Raw genomic sequence first — 24,177 nt, forward strand, 5'->3', positions numbered from 1 at the left:
CTTTCCCGTGCGGGGCGGCTTTCGGATCTGCAGCGAGTGCCCCGGGGAGTGCGCCCGGGGCACTCGCTGGGAGATGGTCAGCTGATGTTGACGGTGACTCCGCCGGAGAACATCGAGTCGTGCAGTTCCACGGACTTCGGTTGTGCATCGACCGGCACGTCGAACACGACGATTACCGAGGCGGTGTTGCCGGGGTTGATGTCACCGACGGTGAAGTTCTCGTTGGCGTAGATCTCGGCTGCGGTGTCGTTGTTGAACTCGCGGCCTTGGGTATCGATGAGTTTCTGGTTGGAGCCGAAGTAGCCCTGTGGCTTGTCGCTGATGTTCTTCACATCGATGTGGACAAAGATGAACTGTCCCTGTGGGATCTTGTTGACGTACGGGTTTTCGCCGGCCTGGGTGATGCCCTGCTCGACGTTGGTGACGGTGAAGGCGAACTTGCCGTCGCGGGCCTCGGTGCCGATTCCTGCGGTCGGTTCGTCAGCTGCCTGCTCGGCGGTGGCGGGGCTTCCACCGGAAGCGCTGTCGCTGTTCGACGAGTTGCTTCCCGTAGTGGAGGTGGGCTTGTCCTCGTCGCCTCCGCTGGCGAGTCCGATGACGACAAACAAGGCCACTACGGCGCCGAGGATCCACGGCCACTTGCGGGATTTCTTCGGTGGCTGGGCCGGCTGCTGAGCCCCCCACTGGGGCTGAGACTGTGGGCCCGGGTGCGGCTGCTGACCATAGGGCTGCTGGGGAGGTTGAGTCATGTCTGGGTTCCGTTCAGCGAGAGAGGAGTGAGATCAGTTGGCGGACTGCCAGCGGTTGCGGCCGTCGGATCCGGGTGCGCAGACCATCGGGGTGCCCTTGCTGGTGACGCCGGTGCCGCCGCTGCAGAACGCGCCGGGGTGTACGACGTTGCCGTTCGGAGCCGACTTCGGTGCCGGCGCAGGGGCCGGTGCGGCAGGCGCAGCCGGCGCGGGGGCCGGTGCGGGAGCAGGTGCGCCACCGCAGGTCCACAGGCCGGCGCGGTTGGTGCGTGCTTCGTTCTCGGCGGTGACGAGGCGGTCCGCGGTGCGCAGTGATCCGACGGTGTAGGCGCGACCGGCGCCGTTGCGGACGGCCTTGACGGCGTAGTCGCCGTCCATGTCGTTGTCGAGGGCGACGTACCGCAGCAGATGCCCGGCACCGTCTGCGTTCGGCTGGCCAGGCTCGGGCGAGAGCTGCACGGCGATGCCGAGCAGGGCGGTGCGGGCGAAGTCCGTGGACTGGACCGACCAGCAATCGGATCCCTCGGGGGCGTCCATGCCGAGGACGCTGATAGTCAGCGTCTCACCGCTGTCGGGATGCCGGGTGACGATGGTGTCGCCGTCCAGGACGTCGACGACCTGGGTGACGCCGGGAATCTTGTACGGCTCGGCGGGGCCGGCCGAGGCTGGTGCGGCTGCCAGGGTCGCGAGTGCGGCGGCGGCCGCGGCTGTCGCGGTGGCCGCGATGATATGGGTCTTCAACTTTCGGGCTCCTAGCCTTTCGGGCTCCTAGCTGGGTACACAGTGGTACGTCGCGAACCGAGGCAGGTGCGCGTCGATTCATGATCGGGGAGACTGGTTGGTTCGTTACGTTTGCCTTTGGTGAAACTGCAGGTGACGGACAGTTAGGGGTATATGGTCCCTGGCGATGTGGGGCGAAGGTCCCGACACCCTCCGTCCCGCCCGGTAGTTCAGCCAGCCACGACGGCGGCCTCGCCCGTGCCGGCGGCCGCCACGACCGTGACGACGGAAGCGAACCGCGCCTTTGACGAAGCCGAGCGGGCACAGACGATCGTCGACGACGCCGCCAGCGTGGTCCCGAACAACTCCGTCACGGCGGCGAAGATCGTCGACGGCTCGATCGCCGACGTCGAGATCTCCGCATCGGCCGCGATCGCGCAGTCGAAGATCTCAGGGCTGACAACCGATCTCGCCGGGAAGGCGCCGACGTCGCACATGCACACGGCGGCGCAGATCGATGACTCGACGACCGTCGGGCGCGGCGTGCTCACCGCGGCGACGCAGTCGGCGGCCCGGACGGCGATCGGCGCTGGCACGTCGAGCCTGACCCTCGGCACAACCGGGACGACGGCGTGCGCTGGGAACGACGCTCGGCTCGCCGATCAGCGCGTGCCGACGGACAACTCCGGACGAGCGCGAAGATTGTCGACGGGACGATCGTCGACGGCGATATCTCGGCGGCGACCGTGATCGTCGACAACGAGCTCCAGGCCGACGGAGACGGTATGTGGGATCTCGCCGTCGCGATCACGCAGCAACACATCGAGCGGCTCGGGCGTTCGCGTGTCGCGGAAGCGGATCGGCGACGGTGGCTATACCGTTCTTCAGTCGTTCTCGACGTCGGGCTCATTCCATACCGGTGTGTCCGGGACGATCACGGGCGTCGTCGTAGAGACCGGCGATCCCTATCGGGTCGAAGCGATGCACGCGAACTTCTCGACGCGCGACATCACCACGACGACACTCACTGCGGCGTCTTCCTGAAAGTGCCAACCAGAGAGCGCGTTCCCGCCCGCGCGTGGAATGGGGCGTTCTTGATGTTCCAGTCGCGGGATCCGCTTGCAGGGCTGTCCGCGCCGATGCCTACTCTTCTATTACATGACAACTTCGACATGCCCGCATTGCCATCAGACTGTCGAAATGCGGCACGACGGCACGGAGCAGACGACAGACGAGCGCACAAGCCCGCAGGTCTTCGTGGACCATACCTTCCAGGACTTGCGGGGAGACACCTACTTTGAGAAGCCGTGCCCTGCATCCGGCAGAAACCGATTCAGCGCTGAGCACGGCTGGTAATACCCGGGGAATCAGGTCCGCGAGTCGAACGTGACAACATAAGTGCGCCCCACCCTTCAGAGGGTGGGGCGCACGATCCTTTAGGCACCATCCAGTAGGTTGAGGTGATAGCCCACGGGACAGCTAATTTCCTCCTCTCCCCACTTGTTCGGTTCCACGTGTATGACTACGTTATCCGGCGAGCTATTGAGGTCGACCTCTCTAACCACGAACTCAACCTCTTGTCCCGCATGCAGGAAGTTCGCAATATAGATGCGATAGCCGGGCTTAAGCTGCTGCACTGCGATCGGTGTCATTGCCATACCACAGGAAAGCACAACGACCGGTCTGCTGACTCCGGAATGGTTCGGCTGAGTTCGCGCCCTTACGAAGATGATGGAAGCCCAGCGGGTCTCCGGGGCGCTCGCGTGGCCGGGCATTCCCTGCTGGGGCCGCAGTTTGCGTGTGCAGCTACCGATTCTTGACCGGCTTCGCGACGGTTGACACAGTCAGGCATAACGCTGCAGCGGAGATCGCAACCATCCACAGGCCCCACCCGGCCTGAGCACCTATATCGCGGCCGAACGACTCAGTCGTTCAGGAGGTGACGTCCACGATGTCAACGATCGCGATGACTAGGCATGCAACCCCAACGGCAGTACTCAGCCATCGGTGAAGGAACCCTGCCTTGCCCCTCCGCGCGAGCCGAGTGAACAACGAAATCCTCGGAACGGAAAAGTTAGACTACACGGCTCGCAATGTAAAATCCTGCCCAATTTCGGGGATGCTTGAATACCTGCGTATTTTCATCAAATCCGACCATGCCGCCTGGACGATTCCAGCGCATGCCAAACTCTGCATAGAGCTGCTCAATATCTGAGATCGTTGCAGCTCGCATCCAAGACTGCGCTTCGCGAAGTGCGTGGCTCACGCTTTCGATATCAATGAATGAGCTATGGGCAAGGTGCCAATGAAATCGCGCCATCAACGATGGAGCCGAGGCGTCCAGCACCGGCCAGAGGGATCCAACCACAAACCTGCTTCCCGCATATAGAAAACCGGTCTGTATTCCTAAGAATTCGTCCGGAATTGTGACAGTATTTGTTTGGGCAGACTGGCAAGAGCTAAGAACTGTCAACGAACTCATCGCGTGAACCTCGTTGAGTAGATCCCGGACGGATACAGACTTGTCATCCAGTGCGATAGTCGATTCTCGAGGGTCCCAGTTATGGGCGTGGGAGTGGCCGGAGAAGTGGAGAATATCTGAATTTTCGGCCGATTCTAGGAACGGCCTCGACCTCGCATCGGTTGAATATTTGACAGAATTTTTGACTTCCCGCCAAATGTTTGCAACCAGTTCAATTTCCGAATCTGCATTCGGTAGTGTCTCCTCGTTCTCGACATTGGCGGCGCTGAACAAGGATACGGATGCATCACTTGGGGACTTTCTCAAATTATCATTGCGCAAAGTTCGGAAACTAGGTATAACAGCGACAAACGAATGCTTGTTACTGCGCGCTGAAATCGCAGAGGTGATTGGTAGAGTAGCGTAAAGCCCGCCGGTTACAATCAACAGCCCAGTCCGATCGACTGCGATCTCTTCCATCGAAGCTGCGATCTGGTTAAGCGCGGCCATCGAACGTTCGATTGAACGTGACAACTGCCCCTGCGCTCCTGGCTGCTGCGCATTCAAAAGGCCGAATTCATCTTGGGAAAACGAGCTCACGAGCCGAACGAGGTACTTCCCGCTAAATTCCTCGACGCGTCTGCCGGAAAATTTGGGACCTACATCTGTAGTCGTCCGCGCAATAATATAGGTTGCATCGGGGGAGTGAGTGAGATGCAATACAGATATATCGTTCCGCTGGAGCTCTCCGCTCGCCTCCGGGGCACGGCTCGTCAATAGGGGTGCATGAAGGACAAGACGCGTTGCTTCTAATAGGAAGAATGCCTCTTCCCACAGACCGTGATCGCACAGCTGGCACGCAATGAATCGAATTTGTGGGGGCCGCGACCGGATGAAAGGCTCAAGGCGATCCAAGTCGCGACCTGCAATAACGGAGGTGTAGTAACTGGCGATCGTGCGCAGGGCGTTCAGCGAAGGGGGGCGCTGCAGGTGTCGATTTCCCTGCCAGGCGAATTCGGTTCCAAAATAGTACCTAGATTCTGGATCTGTATCGTGGGAGTTGAGTAGCTCGTTTTCAAGAGCATTGTAATTCGCTGCGCTTTTTTCGATCACCCAGTTTAATTTCGCTCGTATGAGCCGGGCGCCTGACGCGGTTGACCAGTCAACCGACGGGTCGCGATCGATGCGGTCCGCCAGCATTTCAAGAAAATCAGTAATCTGAGCTTTGGTATTATCGTCCGCCGTCTCGCACTCGTCGACGTCGTACCAGTCCGGGCAGTTGGCGAGACCGAGGGCGGAAGGATTTGATTCCAAAATTCCTGCCACGTCGAGGGGGGAGTTCTCGGCAATGGCCCAGATGTTGTACGGTAATTCATCGATGTGATTACGGATGACCTCCTCTTTGCGTAAGGCAACTACCGCCTCGTATAGAAAAAACTCAACTTGGCCCAGCGCAATCGCTGCAGATAGGTGTTGGTACTCTCCGTGATTTTCCAGGAACGTCATGGACCGGGTCATTAGGTCTTTTGCCCGGCGTAAATTGTCCGACCGGGCTTCATTATCCCTGGTTCTTAGGCGCTTGTAGTAAAGCCCCAGGTTAAATTCGGAATGCGCCCAGTCCACTGTGTGTGGGATTTTGTGTATGAAACTGAAATCAAGGCATGACTTCGCCTCTTCAAGGTCTTCATCTGTGAGGAAGGTCTTTTCAAGTATGCAAACAGCTGCATTTGTTCGCTCGATTGCAGATTCTCTCATCAGCCCAATTCTGGCGAAGATATATGACGACTTTAATAATTGTTTTGACGCTGCATCTTTGGATTTGTCGGTGTCGGCGGACGCGTAGTTGTTCATTGCCATGCCCAAGAGGGACAAGACCTCGGCTTGGGGTGCATGCATCCGTTGTCTATGCGCATATTCGAATACGGCGCCAAGGGATCGTGCCGCGGCTTCCAGGTCGGAATTCCCTGACGCTGCTTTGATTAGATTCTTGGCCTCATCCAGTTTCTTCTTTGCGGATTCGAGTTGGCCTCCTCGTCGTGGTCGGTTTAGTTTTGTCGTGCGGCCTTTCGCAAATTGCTTCTGAAGCTCTTCCATCACACTCCCAACCTATGTCGCTCGGAGAACTTCGGACTACTTGGAGTCAGCCACTTTGATCATGCTTACGCTGAGGGCAGGTACCGTCGTCGAGCCCCCAAGGATCGTGTCGTAGGAGGAGTTCGTCAACCTGCGCTTACATGTGACGAGGTCGTCCTCGACGTTTGCGATGGCCGGCAGGGGAGTGGGCTGTGGCCGGTCCAGATCGGTAGGACGGTAGCGGCCGGCCGTACGCCCCGGCGTCCTTGTTTTCGAGGAGGAGCGCGTGCTCACGGTCGGCCCGTGCAGCCGGTTCAGCCGCCTGATCCGACGTGTCTTCACCGTGCTACGCACTGCGTGCCATGCCCACAGGACGGCGCCAGCGAGGACTAGCCCCGCGAGGGCGCCGAGGATGGTCTTCCAGAAGGTGAGGACCAAGCCGACGAGCAGGACGATCGCGAGCACCGCTATCCACTGCATGTGCACAACTCCTGTGAGTAGTTGTCGCGGCTCACGCGCCGGGGCACTTCCCGGTCGATTCTCCGTCAACCTCGAGGTCGGCGGACCAGTTGAATGACGAACCGAGGATCGTCCCGGAGGCAGCTGGGAGTGCGACGGAGATGGAGGCATCGTTCCAGCGTGGGGGGATGGAGATGTTCTCTTGGCGCGCGCCCGAAAAGACGTAGTTCGCGATGACCTCACCGTCGATCAGTTTGACTCCGCGGGTGATCGGCTGACCATTTGGGCCGGACATGGTTGCTGTGAAGGCGACAGTTCCAGTGCTGATGTCGCCGTCCCAGTGCCACGTGATGGTCTTGGCACCTGAGGGGTGGCCGGTGGCGCCGTCCTGGACGTCCACCTCAGTCAGCCCCGGATACGCCATCGGGGTGACGGCGCACTCGCTCGCATTGCCAGAGTGCTGGACCTTGCCAGGTGCGGGCGCGAGCTGCGTGGCGGCTGTCGTCGTGGTCGTCTGCGCCGCCGCCCGAGTGGTGGTGCTGGCAAGTGCGCTCGACACGGTTGTGGTTGCCCCGATCGTGGAGTCGTCGCTTTCGTCTCCGCAGGCGACAAGTAAGACGAGGGCCGGTGCGATCGCAAGGACGCGGAGTCTCATGCCCGGATCATCCCATCCGGTCTGTTTCGTGTTACCTCCTGACCTGCCCGTGCCCACCGTCGCACCGACGTGTCGGTGACACCGACCTCCTTCGCGACGGCACGGAAGGACATGGTCGTGGTGGCGAGCAGCTCAAGTGCACGTGCTCGCCGATCTTCGGGCGTCTCGACTGCCACCTCCGGTTCGACGGGCGGTGCAACCACCTCCGCGGGTATCGCGTCGTGGGCTGTGTCGACGTCGCGACCAGGTCGCGACTGTGCGTCGCGGGCAAGTTGCACCGCGAGGTGCGGTGCGACCAGCAGGCACAGCGGTGGCACTACCGACACTGCCGCGGCCGCGACCGGAGGGAGTGGTCCCGGCGGAAGGATCTGGCTGCCGACGGCGGCGGTCATCGACACTCCGGTGCCGGCGGCGAGGAGGGTCCACGCGTAGCGGCGGGATCCGGTCAGGCGGAGGACGCCGCGGGTGGCGACGATGGTGATGCCGTCGACGATGAGCGGCCACACGTGCGCGGCGTAGTCGCCGTATCCGGCGCGGAGCGCGAGGTCGACGAGCTTGGTGTACGAGAGCAGGAATGCAAGGGCGGCGATGGTGATGGTCAGGTACGCGTCGGTGCTGTGGACACGTTTCATGAAGGGATTCCTTCCGGGGAAGTGCGAACGGAATCGAGTTCGACAGGGCACGCGCGGGCGAAAGTTGTCACACAGTTGTCACAACTCGCGCACCGATGCACGGTCCTGTGCGGTGGCAGGCGCGGTAAATGCGCAGGTCACGGTGTCGCACGATGACTACCGTTGACCGCATGTTCGCCTTGTAAGCGAGCGGTCGTCAGTTCAATCCTGACAGGGGGCTCCACCAGCGGAAACGCTGCACGGCAGGTCAGGGGCCGGTTCCGGGAACGGGAGCCGGCCCTGTTCTGGTTCTTGCCCACATTCTCTCGCTCGACGCCGTCGTGGCCGGCCTGCAAGCCCGCGGGCGCGAAGCTCGTCGCGGCTCCCGTGGCGCCGCAGAGTGCGCGGTGTCAGGAGGATCGCCGGGAAATGTCGCGGTGGGATGTCGAGATCCCGAGCACGGCTCCGTCCCTGAGGTGAACACGGCCACAATGGGCTGTACCGCATCAAGGAGAACACGATGGCCAAGTACCTGCTGCTCAAGCACTACCGTGGCGCGCCCGCACCGGTCAACGACGTGCCGATGGACCAGTGGACGCCGGAGGAGATCTCCGCCCACATGCAGTACATGAACGACTTCGCCGCTCGGCTCGAGGGCACCGGAGAGTTCGTCGACGCGCAGGCGCTGTCCCCGGAGGGGACGTTCGTCCGGTACGACGGCGAGGGGCGGCCGCCGGTCACCGACGGCCCGTTCGCCGAGACCAAGGATCTGATCGCCGGCTGGATGGTGATCGACGTCGACAGCTACGAGCGGGCGCTGGAGCTGGCCGGCGAGCTGTCTGCGGCTCCGGGGGCGGGTGGGAAGCCGATTCACGAGTGGCTCGAGGTGCGCCCGTTCCTGTCCGCGCCTCCGACCGTCACGGAGTGAGGCACGGTGGATGAGACCCTGCTGCGGACCCTCACCCCCACGGTGATCGGGATCCTCGTCCGCCGCGGAGCCGACTTCGCGGCGGCCGAGGACGCCGTGCAGGACGCCCTGGTCGAAGCGGTGCGCGTGTGGCCGGACGATCCGCCGCGGGACCCGAAGGGCTGGTTGGTCGCCGTGGCCTGGCGCAGGTTCCTCGACGCCACCCGCGCCGAGTCCTCCCGGCGGCGGCGCGAGGTGCTCGTCGAGGTCGAGCCCGGGCCCGGCCCGGCCGAGGCAGTGGACGACACGCTTGCGCTGTACTTTCTGTGCGCGCACCCGTCCCTGACGCCGGCCTCGGCGGTCGCGCTGACACTGCGCGCGGTCGGCGGTCTGACCACGCGACAGATTGCGCAGGCCTACCTCGTGCCCGAGGCAACCATGGCCCAGCGCATCAGCCGGGCCAAGCGGACCCTCTCGGGTGTCCGGTTCGACCGGCCCGGTGACGTCGCCACGGTGCTGCGCGTGCTCTACCTCGTTTTCAACGAGGGCTACTCCGGCGACGTCGACCTCGCCGTCGAGGCGATCCGGCTCACTCGCCAGCTGGCGGCCATGATCGAGCATGAGGAGGTGGCGGGCCTGCTCGCGCTCATGCTGCTCCACCACGCACGGCGCCCGGCGCGGACCCGTACCGACGGCAGCCTCGTGCCGCTGGCCGAGCAGGATCGCAGCCTGTGGGACACCCGTCTGATCGCCGAGGGCGTCGACGTGCTCCAGGCAGCGCTCGCCCGCGACCGACTGGGGGAGTTCCAGGCCCAGGCCGCCCTCGCCGCGCTCCACGCCGATGCCCGCACGGCCGAGGAGACCGACTGGGTGCAGATCGTCGAGTGGTACGACGAGTTGCTGCGGTTCACCGACAACCCGGTGGCCCGCCTCAACCGCGCCGTCGCGGTCGGCGAGGCCGACGGCCCGCGGGCCGGTCTGGCCGCCCTGGCGGGGCTCGACCCCGCCCTGCCCCGCCATGCCGCCGCCGCGGCGTACCTCCACGAGCGTGCCGGTGACCTGGTGACCGCAGCACGGCTCTACACCGAAGCGGCCCGATCGGCGCCCAACCTCCCCGAACGCGACCACCTCACGCGTCAGGCTGCACGGCTGGGCGCAGAGCTCCGCCGTCGAGGCGGCCGTTCGAATCCCGGAAACAGGACCGCCAGGGTCCCCCACTACTGACACCGTGTATGCCTCTGATCGGTGCATATGGGCGTTGGAGACATCGGCCCGCCGCGGCCCGGAGGGACGTGGTCGTGACGAGCATCACTGTCATATGTGCTTTCGGGCCCTAAAATTCCCGGCGTGCTTCCCGAACCGAACGATCGTATTCTCACGTCCGTCCGAAAAGGCGCCGTGCGGCTCGGCATCGTGTGTGGGTCGCTCGCCCTCGCAACCGGACTGGCACCTCTGGCTGACGCGGATCCGGGTACCGCGGACCCACATGCCCGCCCTGCCGGGCCCGAATTCGCTCCGATTCCGAGGATCGTGGCCTCGCCGCTCATAGACACCGCCGACGAGAGGGGCGGGGACAACTACCGCGCACCGGCTCCGGCGACCCCCTTGGTGCTGCGTGCGGCCGACGACTTCGATCGCCCGGACGGCCCGCTCGGCCCGAACTGGATCACCTGGGGTGGAGGCACACTGAAGATCGTGAACGGTCATCTCGACGGCCGGGGGACTCCGTCGACTCCGTTGAGTCTTGCGTTCTGGAGTGAGCCGATGCCGAGCGAGACGCAGGTGATGCGGTGTGTGGTCCGCTGGAACGGACGCGAGCCGGAGCACTCGTCGATCGGTCCGGTGGTGCGCGCCAATCCCGGTGTCGACACCGGTGTGCAGTTCGCGTTCACCGACAGCATCATGGCGTTGTACCACGAAGATCCTGCCAACCCGAACGGGTTCACCCCCGTGGCGGGGACTCCGCAGTACGCGTCCACGTCGAGGTTTCCCGAAGGCGCAGTGATCGAGCTGCGGGCCGAGGGAGACCTGTACACAGCCCGGGTCAACGGCAAGATCGTGCTGCAGGGGACCGTGGGGGCCGACAAGATCCCGTTCACGAATCGGTACGTCGGCACGGTGATCCAGGACGACAGCCGGGAACGCGGCGGTGGCCAGCCCCCCGCTCAGCTCGACGATTGTCGGGCGTTGACCCCGTGACGTCGCATTCCTGTCTCCTTCAGCACAGGCCACGATGCCGCAGCCAACCCCTGCGCGCCGAGTTGCCGCTGTCCAACGCCCGGACGCCGCCCGGCTGTGCGAGCGGATCCGCGGCCAGCCGGAAATCGTCACCCGGGATGAGCACATGGCCCGGACAGCTCGCTCCAACGCCCTCGAAGCCACCCGCCAGGCCGACACCACCGCGGTAGCCGAGCCACTCGAGCCGCTCACCGTCGCAGCAGCTGGAAAGCACCGTCGGGTCGCTCGCCGACCGCTGCCACTCGCAACGATCGAGGGTTGATCCGGCTCGGAGAGATCATCCAGGACACGGTCGAGCGGAAAATGCACGACCCGGCCCTCATCGGCCGCGAACTCGATAGCGTCTCAGGCACCGGTCCCGCCGAGACTGGACCGATGCACCCCATCAGGTTTCGGACGGCCTTGTCACCTGTCGATAATGCTAGCCTTCGGTTCGTCGACAGCTGACGGTCCGGCACGCTGATACCGAATGCCATATCAGCGTGTCGAGTCTGCCACCGCCACTATGCCGGTTCGGCTTCGTCGCCGAGGTCGGGCGCGTGGCATGGCAGCTCGTCTCTTCCGCTTCGGTGCCGGCATCGGTGTTGGGGCCGGTCTCGTTGCGCTGGTGTGCGGCGAGTGCTTCGCCGACGGTGCGCAAGTAGGCGGTGCCGGCAGTGCGCAGTGCGTCGTATAGTCCCGCCCGCCCGGTGTCCTGCCCGACCGGCGCTATTTCCCCAGCGGTGTGCTGTGCGGAGGCTGGCGGGTCGAGGGGCACGGTCGGCTTGCCATACGCCGTGTCGGCCTTGTTCGTGGGTCATGGCAACCTCCCTGCTCGAAGCGCCGGACTGGGCGACCTGCTTGTTCTGCCCTTCTGGCGCAGGGAATGTGGACCAGCATGAGGACCGGGGAGTGCCATCTACTCACGGGAACGTAGGTTCGACATCGGTAATGCCCCGGGGCTGGCGGCCGCGTACACCGGTCCCCGGTGCGGCTGCGGTGTGTCCCCGACATCGGATACTGGGCTGTCCAGCGCGACAGCCGGAGCACACACACGGCCGTGGGTGTGGGGCGTACCGGGGCGGCGTGGCTACTCTCCGAGATATGACCCTGTGCCCCAACATATTACGATGTTCAGGCAATTGGTGCGGTGGGAGGATTGTGCCATGATCACCCCCTGGTCGGAAAGAGCAGGGCATCAGCCGGGCGACCGCGCAGTTGTGTGGGGATTTCCCCGTATCCTCGTACACCGACGTCGAAGCCGTAGTCCAGGAGATCAGGGCGCGACTGTAGATCGTGCGCTCGATGGTTGGGGTGCAGGCCTGGACCTTCGGACCCGAAGTGGAGTTCCAGGCCGCAGGCATACAACGAATTCCCCTTTTCGATCACCGGGGAAGAATTCGGCATGCTGGTGGTGATCGGGCAGTTCGCCGCGCAATTGTGGGTGGGATTACGGGTGGCGATGGGTTCGGCTGATCCGTTCCTGTGCATGCTCGCCGCGGTGGCGACGATGTGGATCATGTTCCAGACGTTCGTCGACATCAGCTGCACGGTGACGGCGGTGTTGCCGCGCTATTCTGAAACTGTCCGCAGAGGTGGCACATGGCATTGAAGGAACGGCGAACAAGCCTGATTGTTGCGTTGAAGCGGTCGAGCCGACACGCTGGAACAGGTTGCTGCGATGGCAGGCGGTGATCCGCGGGCGACTCAGCGCGACGACGCGACGGCCATCGGTGCCGAACTCGGGGCAGCGGGTTTCGAGGACGCCGAGCAGATCGGACGCGGCGGCTTCGGCATGGTCTACCGCTGTCGGCAGCGGGCCTTGGACCGTACGGTCGCCGTCAAGATCCTCACCGTGTCATTGGACGAGGAGAACCTTGCCCGGTTTCTGCGTGAGCAGCGGGCCATGGGCCGGTTGACCGGGCATCCCAACATCGTCCATGTCCTGCAGGTCGGGACGACCGACAGTGGCCGGCCCTATCTGGTGATGCCGTACTACCCCCAGACTTCCCTCGACGCATGGATCCGCCGCCAAGGTCCGTTGTCGGTCGACGACGCCCTGCGGATGGGGGTCCGGCTTGCCGGTGCCTTGGACACGACCCATCGGCTGGGAGTCTTGCACCGCGATGTCAAACCGGCGAATGTCCTTCTCACCGAGTACGGCGAGCCGGTGCTGACCGACTTCGGGATTGCCCACATCGAAGGGGGCTTCGAAACCGAAACCGGGGCGATCATCGGGTCGCCCGCATTCACCGCGCCGGAGGTGCTCAGCGGCGAGCGTCCCAGTGTGGCCTCGGACATCTACGGCCTCGGAGCGACGTTGTTCGCAGCTCTGACCGGGCACGCTGCCTTCGAACGCCGACAGGGTGAGCAGGTGGTCGCCCAATTCCTGCGGATCACCACCCAGCCGGTCCCGGATCTACGCGAAAACGGATTTCCGGATGACATCAGCCGCGCTGTTGAACGCGCCATGGACGCCGATCCCCGCCGACGCCCGAGCACTGCAGCAGCCTTTGGGCACGAGCTGCAACAAATCCAGGTGAGTCGAGGGCAGCGAGCCGACGAGATGGCGCTGCTCGAGTACAGCGGCCGGCTCCGGCCCGGATTACCCGATGCTGTGAGACCTGTCCGCCGAGTGGGGAACCTGCCCGCCGAATCGACCACCTTCGTGGGGCGCCGGCGAGAAGTTTCCGCCGCGAAGAAGAGATTGACGGCCTCCCGCGCGCTGACGCTGACCGGGATCGGTGGGGTGGGTAAGACGCGGCTGGCGCTGCGGGTCGCGACGGAGCTGCAGCCGAGCTACCGCGACGGTGCGTGGCTGGTCGAGTTGGGAGAACTCAACGACGAGGCGCTACTCGTCGATGTCGTGGCCGAGGTACTCGACGTCCGAGATTCGCCGGGTCGATCGCTGGAGGATGCAGTAGTCGACTTCGTGGCCTCGCGACAGCTTCTGCTGGTACTCGATAACTGTGAGCAGATTGTCGACGCTGCGGCGCGGCTGGCGGACCGGTTGTTGCGACACTGTCCGGATCTACGCATTCTGGCCACCAGCCGTGAACCCCTCGGTATTCGCGGTGAGGTGGTCATGCGGGTATCGCCGCTGTCGGTGCCGCCCTTGGATCAATTGGGATCGGTCCGGGAACCGCGCCGATTCGATGCGTTGAAGCTGTTCGTCGAGCGGGCAGCAGCCGCCGTGCCGGACTTCGAGTTGACCGAGTACAACCGTGCCGCTGTGGTGGAGGTCTGTACCCGGCTCGACGGACTGCCCTTGCCCATCGAGCTGGCGGCGGCCCGCATGCGGGTGATGTCTGCCGAGCAGCTCCGGCAACGCTTGGCCGAGCGGTTCACCGTCCTGACCACGGCGGAGCGGCACGTGCCCACACGACAACGGACGCTGCGTCTGTCGATCGACTGGAGCTACGATCTGTGCACGCCCGCCGAACAGCAACTGTGGCAACAGTTGTCGATCTTCGCCGGCAGTTTCGGCCTCGAGGCGGTCGAGTACCTGAGTGGCGGCACCGCGACCTCTACCGACGTTCTCGACCGGGTCACTGCGCTGGTCGACAAGTCGATCATGATTCGAGAACAGCACGATGATCAGGTTCGCTTCCGGATGCTCGAGACGATCCGGCAGTACGGTCGCGAGAAGGCTCAACAGTGTGATGAGTACCTCGGGTGGCGCCACCGCCACCGGGAGTGGTTCGAGCAGATGGTCCTGCGGGCAGAAGCGGAATGGATCAGTCCCCGGCAGCTGGACTGGATCACCTGCTTGAACAGAGAGTTGCCGAATCTGCGTGAGGCCCTCGAGTTCGCTTCGACCGAACCGGCCGCGTCCAGATCGGATCCCGCATTACGGATGGCCACCGCGCTGTTTCCGTACTGGCTGGCACGGGGGCTGCTCAACGAAGGCCGCCACTGGCTCGGACGTATGCTCATGCATCCTCTCGCCTCCAGCAATGACAGGATCGACGCCCTCTATGCCCACAGTGTTCTCGCCGAACTGCAGGGCGATTTGGCTACCGGGGCTGAGTTGGTCGAGCAGTGCAAAGCCCTGGTCCAGGGCGCGAACGACCCGCTCCTGGATGCCCGCGCCGATCACGCCGCCGGCCTTCTCGCTTTGTACAGCGGTGATCTGGTCCAGGCCTGCACGCATTTGGAGCGTGCACTCGCGGTCTTCGATGCGGAACATCACCTTTCGCGGCACGTCTGGATTCTGGTGATGCTCGGTCTCGCATACGAATTGCGCGGCGATACCGACCGAGCGATCGAGTGCCACCGGAAGGTGCTGGCCATCACCGAAGCGCACGGTGAGTTCGTGTATCGGTCCTACTCGCAGTGGGCCTTGGGTGTTGCGCTGTTCCAGGAGGGCGATCACCATGAGGCTCGGGTGATGCTCGAGCAGGCGCTCGGTGTGATTCGGCGTGTCGGCGAACCTCTGGCTGCTGCGGTATGCCTCGAGGCGCTGGCGTGGACCGAGGACGTTGAGAACCGTGCCGAACGCGCTGCCGTACTGATGGGCGCAGCGGAGTCGTTGGGACGTGCGACCGGAAGCTCATCGCTACTCTTCCGTGCGCTTGACCGCAATCATGCGGAATGCGAGAAGTCCGCGCGGATTACTCTCGGTAACAACGAATTCGAAGCCCGACTGCGCCACGGGAGAGGACTCGGGCTCGACGATGCCGTCGACTACGCTCTGGATGGCTGATCGCCTCGTCGACGGACCATCCCTTCATCTCGTTCGTGAAGCCCCCAGGTCTGTCGAGACGCGGTGGTGGATAACCGAACACCCTGCCGAGGAGGAGGCAGGGCGCTCGGCTCCGGCCGATCGCTCAACTGAGACCACGACCACCGACAGGGGAGAGGCAACCGTGGGGATGGTGGGTAGTCCGGCATCGGCTGGATCGGTCGGACCTTTCGCCAGCGGATCGACGGAGGGGCGCATCGACCAACTCTGGACGCGCTGTCAGATGGCGTGGCAGTGGCCGCCGTCGACGTGGACGGCGGTGCCGGTGATGTAGCCCGCTCGGGGCGAGAGCAGGAAGGCGGCGGTGTCACCGAACTCGTGAGCTTCGCCGACCCGACCGAGCGGGATCCGCATCCGGTCGGCCATCGTGTGTAGGTATTCCTCGACGTCGCGGCCCGCCTCGAGTGCGGGGCGCTGGATCTGGCCGCTGCGGATGACGCCGACGAGGATTGCGTTGACCCGGATCCCGTCGGGCCCGAGTTCGGTGGCGAGCGCATTGGTCATGCTCAGCCCGGCGGCGCGCAGAGGGGCACTCGGCATGGCTTTGCGTCCGGGAGTGCGGGCGCCGGTGCTCAGGACGTTGACCACGGCCCCGCGGCTGGCTCGCAGGTGCGGAAGGGCGAGGCGGATCGTCCGGGCGGCGGCGAGGAACTTCAGTTCGTAGTCCGCGATCCATTCCTCGTCGGTGATGTCTTCGAACCGGCCGCCGGTATGCACGCCGGCGGCATTGAGCAGTCCGTCGACGCGGCCCCACCGGTCGGTGGTGGCGTCGATAAGGGTGGTGAGGTCGTCGATGCGGGTGACGTCGGCGGGGACCGCGTGCACGTCGTGACCGAGGGCGGTGACGGCGTCGTCGAGTCGACGCTTGTCGCGGCCGCAGATGGTGACGTGGGCGCCTTCGGCGAGCAGCGAGCGCGCGGTCGCCAGACCAAGGCCGTCGGAGCCGCCCGTGATCACGAACGCCTTACCGTGCACACCGAGATCCATCCGTCTGCCCTTTCTCCTCGAGTTTCGCGCCCCGAGACCCGGGGTCGACGTAAGCGGTCAAACCAACTCGGAGGCGCGTCGACTCCTCTGGGACAGCTTTGCTGCGCACGCTTCGGCCAGTTTGCGCTTTGCCGTCAGCCCCAAGCCGAGCGTCGGACGTGACTGCAGCAGGGTGTGCAGTCGTAGGTAGAAGGTGTACGGCGTGACGCCGAACTGGGGAAGAATGTATTCGTCGCCCCCGCCGAAAGGGAGCCACTTGGTTGCGAAGTCGATAAACTCTTGGTCTTCGGTGGTCATCGATCTCTCCTTTCGTTCACGTTGTGCCTCGGGGCGCAACGGACCGGACGGGAAGTACTGATCCGTAGATGGATCGGCCCAGTGTGAGAAGTTCGGGCGTTCCGGCATCCAGTGGGCTGGTCTCCAGTGTTGCAAACAATCATTTGTTTTTCAATACTGCGGATTGATTCCCCTGGGTGCACTCGGCCGACGCAGGGGCGCCCTTTCGGACAGCTGCCGCTGATCGACGGGCGGATGCACAACGCGACTGTTCGCACACACTGCAGCGCAGGACTATCGCGGCGTGTCCTGCGGTCCCGCCCTCGAATCGAAGGCCCGTGCAGTGTCTGCATTGACGTGTTCAAACCCTGCTCTTCCGCCACAGGACTGACTCCCGCCGTGACCGCACCGCCGTTGCGAGGTGGGAGATCAGCGTGTCGAGGTGTCGTGCACCTTGACCACTTCCAGCATCGCCTTCACATTGGTGATCTTGATGCGGGGACGTCCGTGTTCCCTGCCTTGCTTGCGTTCGGCAGCGTCGATGGCCTGCCATCCTCGGTAGTCGACGACCTCCGGCTGTCGTTCGGTGACGAGGGCGCTCAGTTGTTCCCTGCTGCAGTCGGAAGCGGGTCCCTCCAGTGTGCCGGCGAGGAAATCCTCGAGCAATACCTTGACGGTCTCCTGGGCGCACTTCTTGTTGGTTCCGATGACGCCGGAGGGTCCGCGCTTGATCCAGCCTGCGGTGTACACACCGGTCAGGGACTCGCCGGTCTGCGGGTCGATGACCCGCCCGTCTCGATGGGGGATCGTTCCTGTGGCGTCGTCGAAGGGGACGCCGGGAACGCCTGCGCCGCGATATCCGATGGAACGCAGCACAAGACCCGTCTCTATGGTCTCCGTCCGGTCGGTGAGGCGGGCTTTGAGAGAGCCGTCGGCGGCCCGATAGAGTTCATTGTGTGCGATTTCGATGGCTTCGACATGGCCGGCGCCGAGCACCGCGGTCGGTGAAGCGAGATAGCGCAGCACGATTCGCTTGCGCGTCGGGTCGGGGACTCGGGTGGAGTACTCGCGGGCGAGCTCGGTCTTGAGCACAGTCGAGGGCTCGGCCGCGGGGTCCTCCAGCGCAGCTCTGCTGTGCTCGTCCAAGATCAGATCCTGAGAATCGACCACCACGTCGACCCCCTCGAGCGCTCCGAGAGCCAACAGCTCCGGGGTAGTGTATGCGGCTTGAACCGGTCCGCGACGACCGAGCACCAACACCTCGCGAATACGGCTGTGTCGCAGAGCGTCCAATGCGTGATCGGCGATGTCGGTTCCAGCGAGATCGTCCGGGTCGGAGACCAGGATACGTGCCACGTCCAAGGCGACGTTGCCGTTGCCGACGACGACGGCACGTTCACCGGACAGATCGAACTGCAGGTCGGCATAGTCCGGGTGACCGTTGTACCAGGCCACGAACTCGGTCGCAGCGTGACTGCCGGGCAGGTCTTCACCCGGAACGCCGAGACGACGGTCGCGTAGCGCGCCGACCGCGTAAATGACGGCGTGGTGGTGCGACATCAGCTCCGGGTGGCTCAGGTGCTTGCCGATTTCGACGTTGAGGTGAAACTGCAGAGCCGGCTTGGCTGCGGCGTTTCGGAAGAGATCGGTGACAGCCTTGGTGCGCTGATGGTCGGGAGCCACACCCGCCCGCACGAGCCCCCAGGGGGTGGGGAGCCGGTCGAACATCTCGACCTCGACGGCCCCGTGAACGTTGGTGAGCAGATCATCGGCCCCATAGCAGGCCGCCGGGCCTGAGCCGACAATCGCAACCCGCAACGGTTGGTCCTGCTCGGGCAATGCGATCGTCGATACCGAAATGTTCGGCATGCCCTTGGACTGGAGCGGGTGCTTGTCGAAATAGTCTGCGTTGATGCTGGCGTACCGCACGTCGGTCCCGGTGAGGTCCCACTCCGGGTAGATGGCGCCGACCGGGCATGCGTCCATGCACGCCCCGCAGTCGATGCACGTCACGGGATCGATGTAGAGCATCTCCGTGTTCAGGTATTGCGGGTCCCCCGGGGTGGGGCGGATGCAGTCCACCGGGCACACCGGCACGCAGGAGGCGTCGTTGCAACACGGTTGGGTGATCACATAGGCCATGACAAGTGTCCTCGGTACAACCCTGCAGAAGGGGATGGAAGTGGCGATGGATGGCTGGTCGCCATCGATGAAAGCGTGGTCGGTGACGAGTGAGTGTGTCGGAGTAGCCGGGTCAGCGCTGGAAGGTAGAGGGGGCGGGCGCGGAGACGTTGCCTTTGCTCCGCGCCCGCCCGTGTGTCCCGTCCTAATTGTCGACGAGGGCGATCGCTCCCTCGGGGCAGTTTCGCATCCCGAGTTCGGCGGCTGCCTCCTGGCCGGGCGCCACTTCGATGGTGGAACCGCGGTCGGCGTTGTAGCCTTCGTCGTCGAGTCGGTACACATCCTTGGCGAGGATGAAGCACCGTCCATGACCTGAGCACAGTGTGCCGTCGATCTCTACCTTCATCGTGATCCTCCATCACGTCGTTCATGCGTGGTTCACTACATCCACGACCGAAGTGTCCGGTCGCGCCACTGGTCGGCGCGTCTACGCCCGGAGCATGCTGGTCAGAAGACCAGGTGCAGATCCTTCATCGTGCGCAGAATTCCGGTCTCGTAGCTCGGCTCGGTTCCCGGCTTGATACCGAAATCGGGGATCCGCTTGAGCCACTCGTCGAAGGTGGCACGCAGTTCCAGTCGTGCCAAGTTCGACCCGATGCAGCGATGCTGGCCTACGCCGAAAGCGGTGTGGAGCACCGTCTGCCGGGTGATATCGATCTTCCCGGGATTTTCCACCACACGGGGATCGCGCGATGCTGTGCTGTAACCGAGCAGAACAAAATCCCCTTCCTTCATCGGCGTGCCGGCGACCTCGGTGTCTCGGGTGCAGGTGCGCCCGAGGGCAACCACCGGTGGGAAGACCCGGACGAATTCCTCCACCGCCCGTTCGATCATGTCGGGATTGTCGACAAGGGCTTCACGATCCCCCTGATGCGTGGCCAGGTGATGGATGGCACCCGCCATGACGTAGGTGGTGGTGGCGATGCCACCGAAGGTCAGGTCGACGAGAATGCTGACCCGGTCCTCCCACGGTGCAGGCTGACCGTCCTCGTACTCCACGCCGGCGGCGATGACGTCGACCAGGTCACCGCGCGGGGGCTGGTTCTTGCGGATCTCCAGGTATTGGCCGAGGTACTCGAAGACCTTCGCCATGTGTCCGGGCCGTTCCTCCGGCGGAGCGAAGGTGCCGTTCTCCACGCCGGTGACGAGCATGTCGAGGTCGTCGATCGGCACGCCGAGCACGTTCTTGAAGAAGGCCCATCCCGGTAGCTTCGATCCGAATTCGCTGACGAATTCGCATTCGCCCTTGTCGATGAATCGGTCGATGAGGGTGTTCACGTCGGCGCGGATCTGATCCTCGTACCGGGCGACGGTGGTCGGGCTCAGGTACGGGTTCAGGACCTTCCGCCATGCCGTGTGCTTGGGCGGGTCCGATTCCTCGGGCATGAGGTACGGCAGCCCCTCGGGGCGGTTCGGCATGTATCCCTTGGCGCTGCTGAAGGTACGCCAGTCCTGGCCGACCTTCCGCACGTCTTCTTGACGGGTGACCATCCAGTACCCGTTGCCGACGTTGCTGCGCACAACCGGGCACTTCGCGACCATCTCGTCGAGGATGTCGAAGAAGTGCTCGTTGAACTTCGGGTCGTCGATATCGAAGTCGTTGAACATGTCTCGTCCGAAGCGTCCCTTGAGGGACTCGACGTCCGGGGTGGTGCGCGTCTGCTCTTGAGTCATGCCTCGTTGCCTCTCTGGGTGGACTTGGCCCGACGGTCCGGGTCAAAAAACAAGTGTCTGTTTTTTCCAAGGCTAGATGCCGATCGGTGTGACGTCAACCACCCTTCGGTCAGGGTTGTGAGTGCCGGCACTCTCGGCTGCTTCTGGCGGCGCCACCATCCCTCCTCGGCCTGACGGGGTAAAGGCGGCTTCATCGTCGTCTACCCGGCTTGTGCCGAAACCTATTGACGCTGTTTGCCCCCCGCGTTACCGTCTCTGGAAACGAATGATTGTTTTCCACGGTCGTTCACCCGATGCGAGGAGGAAGAAATGTCCGGAAGGCTGGCAGGTAAGGTCGCCGTCATCAGCGGAGCGGGATCGGGAATCGGAGAGGCGACAGCGGAGGTCTTCCATCGGGAAGGTGCCAAGGTCGTGGTGGCCGATATCTCCGGAAAGCAGGAAGAGGTGGCCAAGCGCCTCGGCGAGGGCTGTATTCCGGTCCACGTCGACGTCTCCAAGTCGGCCGACGTCGAGGCGATGATCCAGGCAGCCATCACCCACTTCGGCCGTCTCGATGTGCTGTACAACAATGCAGGCATCGACGGCGACCAAGCGGCCACCGGTGAATACACCGAGGAGGCGTGGGACCAGGTGCTGAATGTGAACCTCAAAGGTGTATTCCTCGGCATGCGGCACGGCATCCCGGCAATGATCAAGAACGGTGGGGGCTCCATCATCAGTACGGCCTCGATGGCCGCCAACGTCGCCTTCGCGAACATGCCCGCCTACTGCGCGAGCAAGGCAGGCGTCGTTATGCTGACCAAGACTGCTGCCGTGGAGTACGCCAAGGACAACATTCGCGTCAACGCCATCCTGCCCGGCGTGATCGGCACCGGAATGACACCCCACCTTCCGGCCGATCTCATCCAAGGCATCAAGGACGCCACCCCGTTGAATCGCATCGCCAGTCCCTCCGAAGTGGCGAACCTTGCTCTGTTCCTCGCCTCCGACGAGTCCTCGTTCATCACCGGCGACGACATTCTCGTGGACGGCGGCTACACCCTGGTCTGAACGCGTCAGCGTCGTGACAGGGCGGCCGGGACAAGCCGTGACCCGGCCCATTGAAGGGAATGGGGCTCGGCATGCAGGCTGTGCTGCCGTCGATGATCGGTTCCGGTGGCGGGAAGATTGTCAATGTCTCCTCGGTCGCCGCGCTGATCGGCATGCAGAACACGGCCGCGTACGCCGCTGCGAAGGGAGGCATCCTCGGCCTCTCCCGCCAAGCTGCCATCCAGGACGCCTCCGAGAAAATCCGGGTCAACGTCCTCGCGCCCGGCACTATCGAGACTCCCATCCTGGGCGATATCCCGAAGGAGCTGTACGACGTGATGATCGCCGGTACCCCGGCCGGCCGACTGGGCAATCCCGACGACGTCGCATCCATGGCTTTACACCTGCACGGCTCCGGTGGTGACCTCGTCACCGGACAAACCTTCGTGGTCGACGGAGGTGGGACCGCCCACTGAGCCTGTAAATCGGCAAATGCGACGCGGTGCGCCGTGTCGGATAACGAAGTGCTACAGCGTTATCCGACACGGCGCATGGTGTCCGCGACATTCCCACCCAGGAGAACGCGACGACACACTGCGTGCAGGACCCGTCCAGAGCCAAGTTATCGAGTACGAAGTGAACGCGATGTGTACGCCCATGGTAACGAGGCCGAAGACATCACCACTGACGTCGGCAACCTGAACCACACCGGAGACCGCTGCCCCCGCGTCACATGCAGTGAGAACCAGGACCAACGAGATCCATGACTAACCGGGCGCCAAGACCAAGATCAGTCCGATGGTGAATCCTCTGCTTTCCTACGCCCGCGTGGAGTTCCGGCGCTTCCTCCAACTCAGTCGTCAGGACGGGTGAGGCAGACCCACGCGCAGGGTCTGCCTCACGTGCTCCGGCCCAAGGGGCGGAACCTGAGGGACGGTCACGGTCGCCACGGCGTGGCGATGCGTGTCGACAGCGTGGGCACTTGTGGCTGCGAACGCTATTGCAGGCCGTCGAACGCACGTCGGGCACGATTCCACAAGAATCGGTCCGGCGGGGGTACCCCCGGGCATGCGTCAGCGCGGGTACCGGGGCTTGGCAACGCACATCCCCATCCGAAAAAGCGTGCGACGAGAGGGCCGATCGGGACGGCCACGCCTGAATCAGCATCCCACCCGTGCCGTGCGGAACGGTGGAAGTCGGCGTTCCTGCCCGAGGACCGAGAGTGCAGCGACGAGGCTGGCAGCCCCCATCGCCAACCAGGCAAACGAGTACGAAGCGGTCGTGACGAGAACCCCCATTATCGAGAGTCCTACGACACCACCGCCGAAGTATGCACCTTGGACCACACCGGAGGCCGGTGCCACCGCATCGCAATACCGGCTCGTGACCCCGTGTACGAGCAGCGGGATCCACGACCAGCCGGGCACCAAGACCAAAATCAGTCGGGCGACAAATGCTCCGGGAATCCCTGACGCCAACAGAACGAAACCCCACCGCCGCCGGCCACCATCATCATCCAGGCCACGGGGAACGGGTCCGATCCCCGCCGGTCGACTATCAGAGCACACGTCAGACGGAACAGGATCGATCCACAGGCACAGGCGGCAACGACGAACGAGACGGACGCGATGTCCAGGCCGGCAGTGGGAGCGGCGATCACCACGAAGGCCGTGGCGCCGCCCAATGCCACGTTGCCGGCCAGGACCCCGGTCATCATCACCACCAGAGGGACGCAACGACACCTTCTCCAGAGCAGCGGCCGGGACGGAACGCGTCCGTTGCGATTGTGCCCCGCGTAGCCACAGCACGATCAGCGCGGCGACCAGACCCCCGATGCCGAGGGCGGACCGCCATCCGATCAGTCTCTCCAGCACCGGCGCGGTTGCTCCGGCCACCATCAGCGCCGTCACGGGACTGGCACTTGCCGCCGCGAACGCAAGCGCGCGTCGTTGGACGCGCACACCCGACATGATCACCACGTTCACTGCGGGTGTGGCCAAGGCCGGAGCGAGTCCGACCACCGCGAGTGCGAGTACCAAACCCGCACCGGAGTGCGCGGCCCAGGTGAAGACAAGACCCAGGGCGAACGCACCGAGGCCGGCGGCGCGCAGTGCTCTCACGGCGCCCATCGGTCTGCGAGTACGGCCCTCGGAAACGCGGCAACGGACGCCACCAGCCGATAGCCGGAGAACGCGAACCCGAGGACAGCTTCGTCGAGGTGCAGATCGGATGTTCTCGCCCATCGCGCTGACCAGAAGCTGGGCAGAATGCGCATGGTGTTCAGGGAGATCGCGTCCACTATGTGTCTGCTACGAATGCTCGCCGGCGACTCTACCGATACCGGAGTGTCGTCCGTGCTGCCCTCGATCAGGATTTCTTCTCGCGCCTGTGCGGGGCTTCCGCCCTCTTCGTCCAACTCGTCGTCCTTTTCACG

22 protein-coding genes and 1 pseudogene are annotated in these 24,177 nt (G+C 64.0%); 9 read left to right on the forward strand and 14 right to left on the reverse strand.

Going from position 1 to position 24,177, the window contains the following annotated elements; genetic code table 11:
* Positions 1-77: 77 nt before the first annotated feature.
* Positions 78-749, reverse strand: a complete 672-nt coding sequence (locus KZJ41_RS04815; protein ID WP_251550319.1) for a DUF4352 domain-containing protein — start codon at positions 747-749, stop codon at positions 78-80.
* A 33-nt stretch (positions 750-782) separates the two neighbouring features.
* The gene (locus KZJ41_RS04820; protein WP_251550321.1) at positions 783-1,490 is read right to left on the reverse strand and encodes a thermonuclease family protein; all 708 of its coding nucleotides are present in this window, start codon (positions 1,488-1,490) and stop codon (positions 783-785) included.
* A gap of 237 nt (positions 1,491-1,727) precedes the next feature.
* Between KZJ41_RS04820 and KZJ41_RS04825 the strand changes: the two genes are divergently transcribed.
* Both KZJ41_RS04825 and KZJ41_RS04830 read left to right on the forward strand, forming a co-directional pair.
* Positions 1,728-2,219, forward strand: coding sequence for a hypothetical protein (locus tag KZJ41_RS04825; protein ID WP_251550323.1), 492 nt, complete (start codon positions 1,728-1,730; stop codon positions 2,217-2,219).
* A gap of 93 nt (positions 2,220-2,312) precedes the next feature.
* Positions 2,313-2,513, forward strand: coding sequence for a hypothetical protein (locus tag KZJ41_RS04830; protein ID WP_251550325.1), 201 nt, complete (start codon positions 2,313-2,315; stop codon positions 2,511-2,513).
* A gap of 1,030 nt (positions 2,514-3,543) precedes the next feature.
* On the opposite strand, the gene KZJ41_RS04835 is transcribed toward KZJ41_RS04830, so the two are convergent.
* From KZJ41_RS04835 to KZJ41_RS04850, 4 genes are read right to left on the reverse strand one after another with little or no spacing between them, the layout of a single operon-like run.
* Entirely contained in the window at positions 3,544-6,024 is a 2,481-nt protein-coding gene (locus tag KZJ41_RS04835) for a CHAT domain-containing protein (RefSeq protein WP_251550327.1), read from the reverse strand.
* 36 nt (positions 6,025-6,060) lie between these two features.
* On the reverse strand, positions 6,061-6,483 hold the full coding sequence (locus KZJ41_RS04840) for a hypothetical protein (RefSeq protein ID WP_251550329.1): 423 nt from the start codon (positions 6,481-6,483) through the stop codon (positions 6,061-6,063).
* A gap of 31 nt (positions 6,484-6,514) precedes the next feature.
* On the reverse strand, positions 6,515-7,117 hold the full coding sequence (locus KZJ41_RS04845; protein ID WP_251550330.1) for a hypothetical protein: 603 nt from the start codon (positions 7,115-7,117) through the stop codon (positions 6,515-6,517).
* On the reverse strand, positions 7,114-7,749 hold the full coding sequence (locus tag KZJ41_RS04850) for a DUF2637 domain-containing protein (RefSeq protein WP_251550332.1): 636 nt from the start codon (positions 7,747-7,749) through the stop codon (positions 7,114-7,116). Before KZJ41_RS04850 ends, KZJ41_RS04845 begins: the two co-directional genes overlap by 4 nt.
* Positions 7,750-8,248: 499 nt before the next feature.
* Between KZJ41_RS04850 and KZJ41_RS04855 the strand changes: the two genes are divergently transcribed.
* From KZJ41_RS04855 to KZJ41_RS04865, 3 genes are all read left to right on the forward strand, one after another.
* The gene (locus KZJ41_RS04855; RefSeq protein ID WP_006942909.1) at positions 8,249-8,656 is read left to right on the forward strand and encodes a YciI family protein; all 408 of its coding nucleotides are present in this window, start codon (positions 8,249-8,251) and stop codon (positions 8,654-8,656) included.
* Positions 8,657-8,662: 6 nt separating this feature from the next.
* On the forward strand, positions 8,663-9,859 hold the full coding sequence (locus KZJ41_RS04860) for an RNA polymerase sigma factor (RefSeq protein ID WP_006942910.1): 1,197 nt from the start codon (positions 8,663-8,665) through the stop codon (positions 9,857-9,859).
* Between the two features lie 306 nt (positions 9,860-10,165).
* Complete coding sequence (locus tag KZJ41_RS04865) at positions 10,166-10,834, forward strand: hypothetical protein (protein ID WP_232334117.1); 669 nt, start codon at positions 10,166-10,168, stop codon at positions 10,832-10,834.
* 19 nt (positions 10,835-10,853) lie between these two features.
* Here KZJ41_RS04865 and KZJ41_RS04870 read toward each other — a convergent pair whose 3' ends face one another.
* Positions 10,854-11,087 (reverse strand): hypothetical protein, encoded by a 234-nt coding sequence (locus tag KZJ41_RS04870; RefSeq protein WP_146034312.1) that lies wholly within the window; start codon positions 11,085-11,087, stop codon positions 10,854-10,856.
* Between the two features lie 1,074 nt (positions 11,088-12,161).
* On the opposite strand from KZJ41_RS04870, the gene KZJ41_RS04875 reads away from it, so the two are divergent.
* Positions 12,162-12,464: an FtsW/RodA/SpoVE family cell cycle protein gene (locus KZJ41_RS04875; RefSeq protein ID WP_081637032.1), complete on the forward strand. Its 303-nt coding sequence runs from the start codon at positions 12,162-12,164 to the stop codon at positions 12,462-12,464.
* A 69-nt stretch (positions 12,465-12,533) separates the two neighbouring features.
* Positions 12,534-15,557, forward strand: coding sequence for a protein kinase (locus KZJ41_RS04880; RefSeq protein WP_006942917.1), 3,024 nt, complete (start codon positions 12,534-12,536; stop codon positions 15,555-15,557).
* A 258-nt stretch (positions 15,558-15,815) separates the two neighbouring features.
* Here the strand turns inward: KZJ41_RS04880 and KZJ41_RS04885 are convergent, their stop codons facing one another.
* The 5 genes from KZJ41_RS04885 to KZJ41_RS04905 form a co-directional block, all read right to left on the reverse strand.
* Entirely contained in the window at positions 15,816-16,583 is a 768-nt protein-coding gene (locus KZJ41_RS04885) for an SDR family NAD(P)-dependent oxidoreductase (protein WP_006942918.1), read from the reverse strand.
* 57 nt (positions 16,584-16,640) lie between these two features.
* Positions 16,641-16,880 (reverse strand): hypothetical protein, encoded by a 240-nt coding sequence (locus KZJ41_RS04890; RefSeq protein WP_044476293.1) that lies wholly within the window; start codon positions 16,878-16,880, stop codon positions 16,641-16,643.
* Positions 16,881-17,288: 408 nt separating this feature from the next.
* Positions 17,289-19,001, reverse strand: a complete 1,713-nt coding sequence (locus KZJ41_RS04895; RefSeq protein WP_251550334.1) for an FAD-dependent oxidoreductase — start codon at positions 18,999-19,001, stop codon at positions 17,289-17,291.
* Positions 19,002-19,185: 184 nt separating this feature from the next.
* The gene (locus KZJ41_RS04900; protein ID WP_006942920.1) at positions 19,186-19,386 is read right to left on the reverse strand and encodes a ferredoxin; all 201 of its coding nucleotides are present in this window, start codon (positions 19,384-19,386) and stop codon (positions 19,186-19,188) included.
* 101 nt (positions 19,387-19,487) lie between these two features.
* Positions 19,488-20,714: a cytochrome P450 gene (locus KZJ41_RS04905; protein ID WP_006942921.1), complete on the reverse strand. Its 1,227-nt coding sequence runs from the start codon at positions 20,712-20,714 to the stop codon at positions 19,488-19,490.
* Between the two features lie 309 nt (positions 20,715-21,023).
* Here KZJ41_RS04905 and KZJ41_RS04910 point away from each other — a divergent pair, with 309 nt between their 5' ends.
* The gene (locus KZJ41_RS04910; RefSeq protein ID WP_006942922.1) at positions 21,024-21,764 is read left to right on the forward strand and encodes an SDR family NAD(P)-dependent oxidoreductase; all 741 of its coding nucleotides are present in this window, start codon (positions 21,024-21,026) and stop codon (positions 21,762-21,764) included.
* A 59-nt stretch (positions 21,765-21,823) separates the two neighbouring features.
* Entirely contained in the window at positions 21,824-22,219 is a 396-nt protein-coding gene (locus KZJ41_RS04915; RefSeq protein ID WP_006942923.1) for an SDR family NAD(P)-dependent oxidoreductase, read from the forward strand.
* Positions 22,220-23,181: 962 nt separating this feature from the next.
* Here KZJ41_RS04915 and KZJ41_RS04920 read toward each other — a convergent pair.
* Entirely contained in the window at positions 23,182-23,466 is a 285-nt protein-coding gene (locus tag KZJ41_RS04920; RefSeq protein ID WP_006942924.1) for a hypothetical protein, read from the reverse strand.
* 40 nt (positions 23,467-23,506) lie between these two features.
* A pseudogene (locus KZJ41_RS28580) lies at positions 23,507-23,986 on the reverse strand (hypothetical protein); the annotation flags it as partial.
* Between the last annotated feature and the right edge of the window lie 191 nt (positions 23,987-24,177).

Origin of the sequence: Rhodococcus sp. 11-3 (assembly GCF_023704055.1) — a bacterium.
GTDB classification, from domain to species: Bacteria; Actinomycetota; Actinomycetes; order Mycobacteriales; family Mycobacteriaceae; genus Rhodococcus; species Rhodococcus aetherivorans.